The organism is Flavobacterium sp. (genome assembly GCF_031381455.1).
Taxonomy (GTDB): domain Bacteria; phylum Bacteroidota; class Bacteroidia; order Flavobacteriales; family Flavobacteriaceae; genus Flavobacterium.
Genome location: NZ_JANMXZ010000024.1, coordinates 18,643 through 32,005 on the forward strand (window position 1 = coordinate 18,643; position 13,363 = coordinate 32,005).

Consider the following 13,363-nt stretch of genomic DNA (forward strand, 5'->3'; position numbering starts at 1 on the left):
TTGTAATGCATAATTTTTAATTCACAATTAATTTTGACAGGACTCGTTTATAAATCTACCGGAAGTTGGTATACTGTGAAAACGGCAGAAAACCAAGTGTTTGAATGCCGCATCAAAGGGAAATTCAGAATGCAAGGCATTAAAAGCACAAACCCAATTGCCGTTGGCGATGTGGTAGATTTTGAATTGGATGAGAATTCAGATGCAATAACCGGATCGATTCATAACATTCACGACAGAAAGAATTATATCGTGAGAAAATCGGTGAATTTATCCAAGCAAACCCATATCATTGCTTCCAATATTGACGTCGTTTTTCTTTTAATTACCATCAATAATCCGCCAACGACGACCAGTTTTATAGATCGGTTTTTGGTTACTGCTGAAGCGTATGGCATTGAAGCCGTTTTGGTTTTTAACAAAATCGACACTTTTGATGAAGCCATGCGGGATGAACAATTGTATTTGCAATACATCTATTCAGCAATTGGGTATAAATTTTTGAAGGTTTCGGCTATCGAAAAGAAAGGTTTAGAAGAATTAAAAGGAATGATGATTGGAAAAGTATCTATGTTTTCCGGACATTCTGGTGTTGGAAAATCAACTTTGGTAAATGCTTTGGAACCAAATCTAAATTTGAAAACCAAAAATATTTCCGAGCAAAGTAAGCAAGGGCAACACACAACGACTTTTGCCGAAATGTACGACTTGTCATTTGATGCTAAAATCATTGATACACCAGGAATAAAAGGTTTCGGAATTGTAGATATGGAACCTTCGGAAGTAAGTGGTTATTTTCCTGAATTCTTTAAGTTGCAAGACGAATGTAAATTCAACAATTGTTTGCATAAAGAAGAACCAAATTGCGCAGTCAAAAAAGCTTTAGAAGAAAATAAAATAGCTTGGTCACGTTATAATAGTTACCTCAAAATTCTGGAAGGCGACGACGAACATTACCGACAAGATGTGTTTAATGATGATAGAATTGCCAGTGATGAAACGAGGAAATAAGTGTTCAGTATTCAGTCGCAGTCATCAGTTTTTCAAACTCTCTGTGCATCTTTGTTTTTCTCTGTGTATCTCTGTGAAATTATTTTTTAACTTCATATGCTAAAATGAAAGCGGTAATCCAAAGAGTTTCTTCTTGTTCAGTTAATATTGACAATCAAATTGTTGCCAATATCCAACAAGGATTATTGGTTTTAATTGGTTTTGAAGATGCCGATAACAATGAAGATAGTATTTGGCTAACGGCAAAAATTGCCAACCTCAGAATTTTTGGTGATGAAAATGACGTGATGAATTTATCTCTCAAAGATGTTGGTGGCGATATGATAATCGTAAGTCAATTTACTTTGCATGCTTTAACTAAAAAAGGAAATCGTCCCTCATATTTAAAAGCATCAAAACCCGAAATAGCTATTCCGCTATACGAGTCTTTTATACAGCAAATGGAAACCGAATTGGGCAAGAAAGTACAAACCGGACAATTTGGTGCCGACATGAAAGTTACGCTGTTAAATGATGGACCAGTTACTATAATTATCGACACAAAAAATAAGGATTAACATGAACCTGAAAAACTCCCAACTAGAAGTAGACAACTGGATTAAAAATCACGGTGTTCGTTATTTCAATGAACTAACAAATATGGCGCAGCTTACCGAAGAGGTAGGCGAAGTTGCCCGTATTATTGCCCGTCGTTACGGAGAACAATCCGAGAAAGAAAGCGATAAAAATAAAGATCTTGGCGAAGAATTAGCCGATGTAGTTTTTGTAGTTTTGTGTTTGGCCAACCAAACCGGAATTGATTTGCAAGCAGCTTTTGATAAAAAAATGGATTTAAAAACCAATCGCGATCACGACCGTCATCATAATAACGATAAACTAAAATAGTATTAAGATTGAAGTATTAAGTATTAAGATTTTCTCTGTGTATCTTTGTGCTTCTCTGTGCATCTCTGTGTAATAACTTATGAATTTACTGCTAAAATCATCTACTTGTAAACCGCAATCTGCAATCGCAATTACTGGTTCAAAATCCGAAACCAATAGACTCTTGTTGCTCCAGGCATTGTATCCAAATCTAATATTGGAAAACACTTCCAATTCGGATGATTCGGAAGTAATGACTAAAGCATTACAAAGCAGTGATACTATTATAGACATTCATCACGCCGGAACTGCCATGCGTTTCCTAACCGCGTATTTCTCCATTCAGGAAAATAGGGAAGTTGTTCTTACCGGTTCGACCCGAATGAAAGAACGCCCGATTAAAATTTTAGTAAATGCTTTAAGACAACTCGGAGCTGAAATAACTTATGAAGAAAACGAAGGTTTTCCTCCAATCCGAATCAAAGGGAAAAAAGTAACGAAAAGCAAAGTTTCGCTTTCGGCAAATGTCAGCAGTCAATATATTTCGGCACTTTTACTTATTGCTCCAAAACTCGAAAACGGATTGGAGCTCAACTTAGAAGGTGAAATCACTTCCGTTCCGTACATCAAAATGACATTGAGTTTGTTAAATGACATTGGAGTGGAAACCGTATTTGCAAGTAATAAAATTATAGTCAAACCACAAACTATAAACCATAAACCACAAACCCTTTCGGTAGAAAGCGACTGGTCTTCAGCTTCCTATTTTTATTCTATCGTAGCATTATCCGAAATCGGAACCGAAATCACATTATCGAGCTATAAAGAAAATAGCCTGCAGGGCGATTCGGTCTTGGCAGATATTTATAAAAACTTCGGAGTTGAAACGATTTTCAATGACAGTAAATCAATTACAATATCAAAAATCAACAAATACAATCTACAACCTCCAACCTACAACCTAAACAACTCTCCTGACATCGCCCAAACCATTGCTGTAACTTGTTTCGGACTAGGAATTGGATGTCATTTAACAGGTTTGCACACCTTAAAAATAAAAGAAACAGATAGGTTATTAGCTTTAAAAAACGAATTGGAAAAGTTAGGAGCACAAGTTTCAATTACTGATGAAAGTCTTACGCTTAAAATTTCATCTGAAATAAATGAAGACATAAGAATCAAAACCTATCAAGATCACCGAATGGCAATGGCTTTTGCACCTTTAGCACTCAAAACCGATATCATAATTGAAGAAGCCGAAGTAGTTTCAAAATCCTATCCAACATTTTGGGAAGATTTAAAAAGTATCGGATTTCAAATAGAAAATCACTCAGCAACTCAGTAACTAAGGCACTCAGCAACTTAATAGAAAAATAAACACCAAAACACTTGACATTCGCTATCTCACGATAGTATATTTGCAAACTTTATGATTTGTCACCCTGAGCGCTACCGAAGTTTCGGGAGAAGGGCATAACTCATAACTTATAACTCATAACTTTTATAGATGAAATTATCTCATTTCCAGTTCAATCTACCAGCCGAATTATTAGCGGAATTCCCAGCAGAAAACAGAGACGAAGCCAGACTAATGGTTGTCAACAGAAAAACAAAAACTATTGAGCACAAACAATTCAAAGACATTATCGAGTATTTTGATGATGGCGATGTAATGATTTTGAACAATACTAAAGTTTTCCCTGCTCGTATGTATGGAAACAAAGAAAAAACAGGCGCGCGTATTGAAGTTTTCTTGTTAAGAGAATTAAATGCAGAGCAACGTCTTTGGGATGTTTTAGTTGATCCGGCTCGTAAAATCAGAATTGGTAACAAACTCTATTTTGGTGATGACGATTCATTAGTTGCTGAGGTAATTGATAACACTACATCTCGTGGAAGAACATTGCGTTTTTTATATGATGGTTCGTATGAAGAATTCAGAAGAAAATTAACAGAACTTGGTGAAACGCCAATCCCAAAATATATCAATCGTGAAGTAACCGAAGAAGATGCGGAACGTTACCAAACTATTTATGCCAAAGAAGAAGGTGCAGTTGCCGCTCCAACAGCTGGTTTGCACTTTTCTAAACATCTTCTAAAGAAATTAGAAATCAAAGGAATCAACTTTGCCGAAGTCACACTACACGTAGGTTTGGGGACATTCAACCCAGTAGAAGTTGAAGATTTGTCAAAACACAAAATGGATTCTGAAGAGTTAATTATAAACCAGGAAGCCTGTGATATTGTTAATCAAGCAAAGGTAAGAAAGAGCAAAGTTTGTTGTATAGGAACTACTTCAATGCGTGCTATTGAAAGTTCTGTTTCATCACAAAGAACGTTAAATCCGTTTACAGGTTGGACAAATAAATTCATTTTTCCACCACATGATTTCAGCATCGCGGATTGTATGGTAACTAATTTCCACACACCAAAATCGACCTTATTGATGATGGTTTCTGCTTTTTGCGGTCATGATTTGATGAAAAAAGCATACGAAGAAGCCATCAAAGAAAAATACCGTTTCTATTCTTATGGAGATGCAATGTTGATTATATAATTTTTAGGAGCGAAAGGTTCGGGCATTCTTGCCATCCATTCCTGCCTGCCGGCAGGCAGGTTCCTGCTCTTCGATACAATAAAAAATGTCCCGAAACCATCGGGACATTTTTTATTTCCACTACGATCAGGGCTAAAAACAATCGTCATCGCAAAAAAACATTGAATTTTAAAACTCTGTATATCTCAGAGTTTCTCTGTGCATCTCTGTGAAATAATTTTTTTTTCAATACTTTTACGCTTCAAATAACCACACCAATGACTTTCCAAAACACACGCGAGTTTGCTCAACAACTCGACTCTCAAGACGAATTAAAACACTATCGCAACGAATTTTTATTTCCGCAACACAATGGTAAAAACGTAATTTATTTTACAGGAAACTCTCTAGGATTGCAGCCTAAACGCACCAAACAATATATTGATGAAGTAATGAATGACTGGTCAACTCTTGCGGTTGAAGGACATTTTTATGCCGAAAAACCTTGGTGGGATTATCACGAACGATTTGCCAATCCGTTGAGTAAATTAGTCGGAGCAAAACCTTCCGAAGTTACGGTGATGAATACCTTGACGGTAAATTTACACTTGCTAATGGTGTCGTTTTATCAACCAACAAAAACGCGGTACAAAATCATTTGTGAAGAAAAAGCATTTCCTTCCGATCAATATATGTTTCAAAGCCAAGTTCATTTTCATTCCCGAGACCTCGGGATAAAAACGGAAGATGCCGTTGTAGAAATCAAAAGAAGAGACGGTGAACACAACATTCGGTTAGAAGATGTTTTAGCCAAAATCAATGAAGTTGGTGATGAATTAGCTTTGGTGTTAATTGGTGGCGTCAACTATTACACCGGACAAGTTTTTGATATGAAAACCATCACCGAAGCAGGTCATAAAGCTGGTGCAATTGTAGGTTTCGACCTAGCTCATGCAGCCGGAAATATAAAATTAGAATTACACGACTGGAACATCGATTTTGCTGCTTGGTGTTCATATAAATACATGAATTCCGGTCCGGGAAATGCTTCGGGTTGTTTTATTCATGAGAAACATCATACGAATAAAGGCTTGGCACGATTTGGCGGTTGGTGGGCACAAAACAAAGAAAGACGTTTTTTGATGGAACCAAAATTTGATCCAATTGTAGGTGCGGATGGTTGGCAAGTGAGTAATTTACCCATATTGTCTTTGGCTCCTTATTTGGCTTCTGTAGAACTATTTGCAGAAGTTGGAATGGAAAAACTAATCGCTAAAAGAAACCAAATAACGGCCTATTTAGAATTCATTCTGCATGAAATCGATACAGAAATCGAGGGAACAGAATTTGAAATTATAACACCAGCTAATCAAGAAGAAAGAGCCTGCCAGCTTTCGGTTTTTCTTCATGGACAAGGCAAAAGTTTGTTTGATTATTTAATGAAAAACGGTGTAATTACCGATTGGCGAGAACCAAATGTAATCCGATTGGCACCAGTGCCTTTTTACTGTTCGTATGAAGATATGTATGATTTCGGACAAATACTAAAACAAGGAATTTTAACAGTAAATTAATTTGATTTCTGAAAAACAATTCGTTGATTTGCAATTCTTTATTAAAAAATACCACTTAATTCATAAAAAATGAAATTAAAATTAAATTTCGCAATTTTAGTATTGATTGTAATCTCATTCTCTGGTTTTGCCCAAGTTTCTGATAACGAAAATGCAGCAAGACAATGGATAAAATTACATGCCAGCGATTTAAAAATTAAACCAACAGATACTTTTAAATTATCATACGTTACAAAAAGTTTAGCTGGTGAAACCCTTCGCTTTCAACAAATGATGAATGATGTACAGGTTTACCACTCGGAAATTGTAGTAAATTTCAATCCGAGTAACGAATTGGTTTTTACTTCAGATTCGTATGACAGTTCAATAGAAAATATCAACACAACACCAAGTCTTTCTAAAGAGACTGCTTTGAACATATCAAAGGAAAGTTTAAAAATTAGGGGTACATATACAGTTGGCGAAAACATTTTATTGATTACTAAAGTTAATGATCAAACTAAGTTAGTTTATAAAGTTGTTACTAATCCGCAAACCGGTGGAGCCAGTTGGGCAGTCTTAATTGATGCACAAACTGGAAATGTTTTAAGTACTTATGATGAGGCAATGTATTATCATAAAAAAGAATCTGGATTCAAAAAACCAAATCCAACAACTACTACAATATCACCTTTAGCTTTTGTGTCAGGGACAGCAATGGTTTTTTTATCTGACCCATTGTCTTATGCTCGTGTAGCATATGGAACTACGGGTTATGTTGACGGGAATGATGCCAATACATCACAATTAGCAGCAGCAAGAACATCGGTAACCTTACCTCAAATTGATTTAACAGCCGGAGTTTATAAATTAAAAAGTTCTTATGTAGAGATTCAGGATTTTGAGGCACCAACAACAGGTTTGTTTACACAAACAACAGGTAGTGCTTTTAACTTTACCAGAGATAACAACGCCTTTGAAGCGGTAAATGTTTTCTATCATTTAGATAAAAGTTTAAGATATATAAACGAAACATTAGGTATTACATGTAGACCAACTTTAAATGGTGGTGTTCTTAAATTTGATTCATCAGGTTTGAATGGTGATGATAATTCATATTTTCTTCCTTCAACAGATCAAATAGCTTTTGGTGAAGGCTGTGTAGATGATGCTGAGGATGCAGATGTTATTTGGCATGAATTTGGTCACGGAGTCCATAAATGGATGACTAATGGAAACGTTTCACAATATTTAGGTGAAGGAAATAGTGACTATTGGGCACAGTCATACAGTAGAAGTTTAAACCAATGGACGGCTGCTGATGCTGCATCGCAGTTTATGTTCAGTTGGGATGGGCATAACACGTGTTGGGCGGGTAGAACTACTGATTATTATGGTGTATATCCAGGTGATTTAGTAGGATTACAATTAGGCGCTGCTCACACTGACGGACAAATATGGGCAACAGCATTAATGCAGATTTGGGATGTTATTGGTAGAACAAAAACAGATAAAGCATTTTTACAAGGTTTAATACTAACGAATAGCACAACAAATCAACAAAATGCAGCAATAGCTGTCAGACAAGCAGCTATTAATATGAATTTTCCTTGTGCAGACATTCAGGTGTTTACTCAAAAATTTACTGCTAGAGGATATGTTCTGCCAGCTTTAGGATTGACCATGGCTTCGATTGCTAATCAGACTGTTGCTGCCGACGCAACTAATACGTATACATTGCCAAGTTATGCTACATTGGCAAACCCAATTAACGCTAATTGTAATGCAGTTTTGACACAATCGCCTTCTGTTGGTGCTGTTTTAGCGCCAGGAACTTATACTATTACAATGACAGCTACAAGTGGTGCTTCAACTGTAATCAGAACATTCCAACTCACAATTACACCATCTCTAGGAGTTGAAGACGTTGTGAAAAATCATTTCGTTTTGTATCCAAATCCTGCTTCTAATGTATTAAATATTAAAGGAGATTTTGACAGTAACGAAAGCATTACTATCTACAATATGTTAGGACAAACAATTTTGACAAAGGCTGTAACTTCTAACGATGAAAGTATTGATATTGCTTCTTTAGCTAAAGGTATTTATAATGTGTATTTCAATACGGACAAAGTATCATATAAATTCATAAAAGAATAAATCAACTCCTTAACAAATAAAGAAAGACCATAATGCGAAAGTATTGTGGTTTTCTTTTTTATATCCATACCAAAAATACTTTGCAATCCCGAAGTTTCGGAATAACTTTACCACTTTATAATTTATACCTAATGACCAAACAACAAATCATAGCTACTTTCGACCCAAGCCAGCCGGGTTTAGCAGATGCAACCATCTTTGGATTACCATTTTCGGCAGAACAATCAGAAATCATTATTATTCCTGTACCATGGGAAGTAACCGTAAGTTATGGAGCCGGAGCTTCAGATGGACCAGAAGCGGTTTTAGATGCTTCATTTCAGGTAGATTTAAACCATCAGGATTTTCCCGAGCTATGGAAACTCGGAATATATTATGATGAAGCACCAGAACATTGGAAAATTAATTCAAATAGCTACAAAGCATTAGCCCAACCCATAATTCAGGCTCTCGAAAAAGGAGAAGATTTAAATAATCATCCAAGCTTACTTTCAGACTTGAAGACCATCAATAAAGTATGTCGTGATTTACATACCGAAGTCAAAGAAAAAGTATTGTTTTGGACGAAGCAAGGTAAAAAAGTAGTGCTGCTTGGAGGCGACCATTCAACTCCATTAGGCTATTATGAAGCTTTGGCAAGCATACATGATAACTTCGGAATTTTGCATTTAGATGCACATATGGATTTGAGAATTGCGTACGAAGGATTTACCTTCTCGCATGCATCAATAATGTACAATGCTTTACAGATTCCTCAGATTTCAAAAATAGTTCAGGTTGGAATTCGCGATTTCTGTGAGCAGGAAGTTGAAGTGGTACAACAATCAAACGGGAGAGTTTTGGTAAACACAGATGCTGATATGAAAGCCGAAACCTTTTCCGGTATAACCTGGGCGGAACAATGCGATGCTATAATTGCTACATTACCACAAAAAGTTTGTGTGTCTTTTGATATTGACGGACTGTATTCTTGGTATTGTCCAAATACTGGAACGCCAGTTCCGGGTGGATTTTCATTCGAGCAGGCAACATATTTGTTTAACAAATTGGCAGCAAGTGGGAAAGATATTATTGGTTTTGATTTGGTAGAAGTTGCTCCGGGTGAAAATGATGATTGGGATGGCAATGTTGGTGCTCGAATGTTATTTCACATGTGTGGCATGTTGGCTAAAAACAGGGGAATGAATGTAGGCCAAAGAATCAACTTTAAGAGAAAGTAGTTTTTTGATTATATTCTAAAAATGGCGAGTAGCGATAGACTGAACCCAAAAGTTTAGACAAATTTATATTTAATTTTGATAGTAATGAGCTCGATATTGTATCGGGCTCATTTAGTTTAAATTTGATTTAATTCTTCATTATTATAATAGTTGATGTATTGTTTGATTTCATTAACAGCCATTGCGACAAACGGCTGTAGGCATTAGTTTTTCTCATTATTCTACAATAATATTCTGTTGCTCAACTATAAAATCGAATGAAAGTTCTTCCAATGATTTTCCATTTACAATAGCATCCCAAGGACCATGACCTCTATTTTCTAGAGTGTATAATACATAGTTAGCACCTGTAGTAGTATAAATATCTTTTAACTCGAGTGCATTAGAATATTCTATTGTTTGATCATTAGTACCGTGTGAAATCATTATTGGTATATCTGTTGGGTCAAAGCGTTCGTATCCGTAAATATTGTTATTTGCAGTAACGGCTACAGCACTACCCCAGAAATCTAAAATTGTTTTTATGGTATAATTGTTACTATTCAAATTTGTAGTTGCCAATGTAGGGTCGTTAGTCATTGAGATTTCGTTTGTAAAGTCGATTGTGTTAGTAATACCGTTCCGCCGCTTCAAGAAGTGGCGAACTTCGTAACCGTTTATTTTCCACTAAGATAAAAATTCTTGCGAAAGAACAATGTGAATTTTGCACATTTTTCGCCATTTCTTGAAACTGCTGTTAGCGGCTGGCATAAAAGTTCATTTTTAAGTTTCTGCTTTTGATTCAATTAATCCTTTTTATTAGTGATACTATCATATTTTAAATTTATATACTTCCCTTTAATGAAATTAATTTGCTTAGAAACTTGATAGTGTTTAGATGTTTGAATTAATAATGTTTATTGCATTTTACTTTTGTTTAACTCGCTCACCAAGAATTAAAACTTTATTGGAACCATCAGTATAAATACTTAAGGACATAAAATCAAAACCACCTTTGGGGTAATTACTATGCCCTGGCTCATCTTCTTCTTCATATCTAACGACTATGTTGTAGCGATCAAAATCTTCCGTTTTAGTTACGTCCAAATTCCCATTACAATCGGATAATAACCACCACGTAATAGCTTTAGAGCGCTCACCATGTGCCTGCCATAACCCAGATTTTCCACTATCTATATCTGCTTTATTTAATTGAACTATAGGCTCACCTTCTTTAGATTCATAAGTACGAATTTCTTTTCCCAAATATTTATATAAGCCATATATTATATCTAAGCCATTTTCCGGAGCTTTTACAGCGCAATAAGATTTCCCCTTGATTTTAAATTCAATTACATTTTTACTAGGTTTTTTAGTTGGTGAGGTTGTATTAGTTGGAGTTGCTTTTGTTCCATTTTTAGCTGGTGTATTTAGCAGTTTTGCTTTTGCCGCAGTATACTCATCCTGAGTAATTGCGCCTGCATCCAATAGCTCTTTTAATTTTTTGATTTCATCAGCTAAGGAGAAATTAGAATCGTTAGCAGATGTTGCTGCAATTTTTGTTGTATTCTCATTAGTATCAGTAACGTTTGTCTTTTTTGCATTACTTTTAGTTGGGCTTATTTTTTTGATTTCCATTTTACTGAGTTTGTCTATGGAATATTTTTTTGTAATTGGAAATTTAAATTCGTTTAACGCCTGTATGTTTAGTACCCAATCACCACTTTCCTTTGTAAAATAAGTATTGTAGGGTTGACATGATAATTTATAGTGCTTAGCGTCGTTAAAATCATCTGGGTTAACAACATATAAATTGTCTTTTAATGTATAAATAAGTAATTTCTCGTCTGGAGTAAATTTTAATGAGGGATAAAGAGGAAACGCATCGGCATGAGTAATAATTTGACCATGCAAAGAAGTATACTCTTTGTCAGCAATAAAATCGTAAGGGGCAAATATTTTATTTGTCAAAGCACTTCGGATTTTTGATGTCAATGATGGGTCGTCTAATTTATAGTCGTTCGCCTTCAGTTTTCCTATACCTCCATTAGTTCCAGCAAAATATAAATCCCCATTTATTTTCATTGCTAAGCCTGTTAGTTCGTTTATCATTCCATCTGGGTTGTAATAGTCTTGCTTTTTTGCTATCTGCAACATAGAGCTTGCATAAGTAGTCTTATTAGGGTCTAACTCTTTATCACCATTAGCCCAAAATAAGTTTATGGAACATTCCTCTTTTTGGTATAGATATACGTACTGTATATGCTTATCAAATAATGACTCCTGAAAGGAATTATCATCTCTAAACTTTCTCGGATTACCATTAATTACAAAATTTTTATTTTTATCTAATCCTGAAACAAGTTCAAATGATTTTACTTTGTCTTTAAATAACAAATTTCTAATACCATAACCACCTATGCCACTTGCTGAAATCATATTATATACAACGGCATTGTCTTTATCAAAATAAGCGTTAAAAATATCAAAACCAGGATTACCTCCAGACGGCACTAAGCTCCCTGATTTTGTGAATAAAGTAGAACCATCAATACTTCTTAAAACGTACCCAGCTTTTTCTAAACAAGTATCACATTTGTTATCCGTTATTGCCTTTTGGTTTGCATAAATATAAAAGACACTTTCATCTTTTGATATGAGTATTGTTGAATAAAATGCGCCACGCATATCCTTATATTTGTAGAACTTCCCATCGTGCCTTTTGTCAACCAATATCAAATTTTTGACAATTCCTTTTGCTGAATTAAAGTATTTTAAAATTCCATTTTCAACGCGCAATGAAGCCCCATTATTAAAATCATAACGGTATATTGGAGTTATTATCTGATGACCTTCAATTCCTAAGTAAACATCTAATAAAGCGCTATTCAAATTAGCATCAGTTTCGATATATAAATTTTTCGAGCTCAATAGTGCTAATTTTTTATAATCCTCTTTAAATTTTTGTCCTTCAGCAAATGCTTGTGTTAAGCTGGCAAATAAATCTACTCCCAAACCTAATGCTTGGGCGCTTTCATAAGATCCCGTAATGTTTTGTAGACTATTAATTACCGAAGGGTCGTTAACAAAAGAGCCTAACTCATATTTACCACCATCATTCTTTAATTTACTTGCTAATAAATTATAATTATCAAACATTACATCTAAACCCTGACTTGTGTTTTTATATTGGAGATTACTTGCAATAGATGGATTTTGATCTAATACTTTTGCCAAATCCCAATACACTTGTCGATAACTTAAGTCTTTGTCTACTCCCAAATTCGTGCTATAACTTTGTAGTATATTTTTTGTTGACGCATCATCAATCAAATTGGAAAGATTAAATAAGAATTCATTATTGATATTTAACGGATTATCAGGGTTAGCTTGAATATTTTGAGATAATAATTCAACAGCTTTTTCAAGTTCTTTCGCGTTTGTTTTTTTGCCAACTAATTGTGCAAATGAAACTGTTGAAACGGTTAGGAATAAAATTAAGATTGTTTTTTTCATTATTTTTTTTGGATTATTACTTTTATTTAATATGTTATTACTCCCGATGTCTGTGTAGCGTCCTGAAATAGGTTGACATTTTTTTACTTTGTTTTCAATTCAAATTTAGATAAATAATTTCTTTATTCCTACGATATGATTTATACGGTATGTCGGCGTTTAAATGCACGCTAATGGGCGTTCTTCCTTTTAAGCTGTCATGCGGTCTTAATGTGTTATAAATCTTTACAGCGCGTCGAACCATCTTCTGTGCTATGGTTTTATTTGGAATGGTTTGATTGAGTCCAAATTCATACTTCATGGTTTTGTTTAGGCGTTCTGCAAGCGCATTTTCATAAGGATCGTATTGTTCTGTCATACTTATAAGAATATCATTGTCTTGCAGCATTTTCACGTATTCTGGCCAACAGTAATGGAATCCTCTGTCCGAATGATGGATTAGTTTTCTATTTGGATATTTTCTATTTTTCAGAGCCATTTTTAAAGCTTCTATTGACAATGAAGCTTTCATATTTGTGGCTACA

At 34.9% G+C, this 13,363-nt stretch carries 11 protein-coding genes; 8 read left to right on the top strand and 3 right to left on the bottom strand.

Features of this window, described 5'->3' with window-relative positions; genetic code table 11:
• Window positions 1–33 precede the first annotated feature (33 nt).
• The 8 genes from rsgA (at window position 34) to RMN97_RS06505 (ending at window position 9,344) form a co-directional block, all read left to right on the top strand.
• Window positions 34–1,011: a ribosome small subunit-dependent GTPase A gene (gene rsgA / locus RMN97_RS06470; protein ID WP_309613705.1), complete on the top strand. Its 978-nt coding sequence runs from the start codon at window positions 34–36 to the stop codon at window positions 1,009–1,011.
• 104 nt (window positions 1,012–1,115) lie between these two features.
• Window positions 1,116–1,568: a D-aminoacyl-tRNA deacylase gene (dtd, locus tag RMN97_RS06475; protein ID WP_309613706.1), complete on the top strand. Its 453-nt coding sequence runs from the start codon at window positions 1,116–1,118 to the stop codon at window positions 1,566–1,568.
• A 1-nt stretch (window position 1,569) separates the two neighbouring features.
• Window positions 1,570–1,896 (top strand): nucleotide pyrophosphohydrolase, encoded by a 327-nt coding sequence (locus RMN97_RS06480; protein WP_290286172.1) that lies wholly within the window; start codon window positions 1,570–1,572, stop codon window positions 1,894–1,896.
• A gap of 79 nt (window positions 1,897–1,975) precedes the next feature.
• The gene (locus tag RMN97_RS06485) at window positions 1,976–3,220 is read left to right on the top strand and encodes a 3-phosphoshikimate 1-carboxyvinyltransferase (protein WP_309613707.1); all 1,245 of its coding nucleotides are present in this window, start codon (window positions 1,976–1,978) and stop codon (window positions 3,218–3,220) included.
• Window positions 3,221–3,382: 162 nt separating this feature from the next.
• The gene (queA, locus tag RMN97_RS06490) at window positions 3,383–4,432 is read left to right on the top strand and encodes a tRNA preQ1(34) S-adenosylmethionine ribosyltransferase-isomerase QueA (RefSeq protein WP_309613708.1); all 1,050 of its coding nucleotides are present in this window, start codon (window positions 3,383–3,385) and stop codon (window positions 4,430–4,432) included.
• A 257-nt stretch (window positions 4,433–4,689) separates the two neighbouring features.
• Complete coding sequence (kynU, locus tag RMN97_RS06495; protein ID WP_309613709.1) at window positions 4,690–5,985, top strand: kynureninase; 1,296 nt, start codon at window positions 4,690–4,692, stop codon at window positions 5,983–5,985.
• 69 nt (window positions 5,986–6,054) lie between these two features.
• A complete protein-coding gene (locus RMN97_RS06500; RefSeq protein ID WP_309613710.1) occupies window positions 6,055–8,124 on the top strand; it encodes a T9SS type A sorting domain-containing protein in 2,070 nt (689 codons plus the stop codon).
• Between the two features lie 131 nt (window positions 8,125–8,255).
• Window positions 8,256–9,344: an agmatinase family protein gene (locus RMN97_RS06505; protein ID WP_309613711.1), complete on the top strand. Its 1,089-nt coding sequence runs from the start codon at window positions 8,256–8,258 to the stop codon at window positions 9,342–9,344.
• A 216-nt stretch (window positions 9,345–9,560) separates the two neighbouring features.
• On the opposite strand, the gene RMN97_RS06510 is transcribed toward RMN97_RS06505, so the two are convergent.
• From RMN97_RS06510 to RMN97_RS06520, 3 genes are all read right to left on the bottom strand, one after another.
• Window positions 9,561–9,923: a prolyl oligopeptidase family serine peptidase gene (locus RMN97_RS06510; RefSeq protein WP_309613712.1), complete on the bottom strand. Its 363-nt coding sequence runs from the start codon at window positions 9,921–9,923 to the stop codon at window positions 9,561–9,563.
• A gap of 327 nt (window positions 9,924–10,250) precedes the next feature.
• Window positions 10,251–12,839: an SHOCT domain-containing protein gene (locus RMN97_RS06515; protein WP_309613713.1), complete on the bottom strand. Its 2,589-nt coding sequence runs from the start codon at window positions 12,837–12,839 to the stop codon at window positions 10,251–10,253.
• A gap of 94 nt (window positions 12,840–12,933) precedes the next feature.
• A partial coding sequence (locus RMN97_RS06520; RefSeq protein ID WP_309613714.1) for an integrase core domain-containing protein occupies window positions 12,934–13,363 on the bottom strand: 430 nt, incomplete at its 5' end.

Coding starts and splice junctions, on each gene's coding strand:
- RMN97_RS06480 (WP_290286172.1), top strand. CDS start 1,570: ATGAACCTGAAAAACTCCCAACTAGAAGTAGACAACTGGATTAAAAAT.
- kynU (WP_309613709.1), top strand. CDS start 4,690: ATGACTTTCCAAAACACACGCGAGTTTGCTCAACAACTCGACTCTCAA.
- RMN97_RS06515 (WP_309613713.1), bottom strand. CDS start 12,839: ATGAAAAAAACAATCTTAATTTTATTCCTAACCGTTTCAACAGTTTCA.
- queA (WP_309613708.1), top strand. CDS start 3,383: ATGAAATTATCTCATTTCCAGTTCAATCTACCAGCCGAATTATTAGCG.
- RMN97_RS06505 (WP_309613711.1), top strand. CDS start 8,256: ATGACCAAACAACAAATCATAGCTACTTTCGACCCAAGCCAGCCGGGT.
- RMN97_RS06510 (WP_309613712.1), bottom strand. CDS start 9,923: ATGACTAACGACCCTACATTGGCAACTACAAATTTGAATAGTAACAAT.
- dtd (WP_309613706.1), top strand. CDS start 1,116: ATGAAAGCGGTAATCCAAAGAGTTTCTTCTTGTTCAGTTAATATTGAC.
- RMN97_RS06485 (WP_309613707.1), top strand. CDS start 1,976: ATGAATTTACTGCTAAAATCATCTACTTGTAAACCGCAATCTGCAATC.
- RMN97_RS06500 (WP_309613710.1), top strand. CDS start 6,055: ATGAAATTAAAATTAAATTTCGCAATTTTAGTATTGATTGTAATCTCA.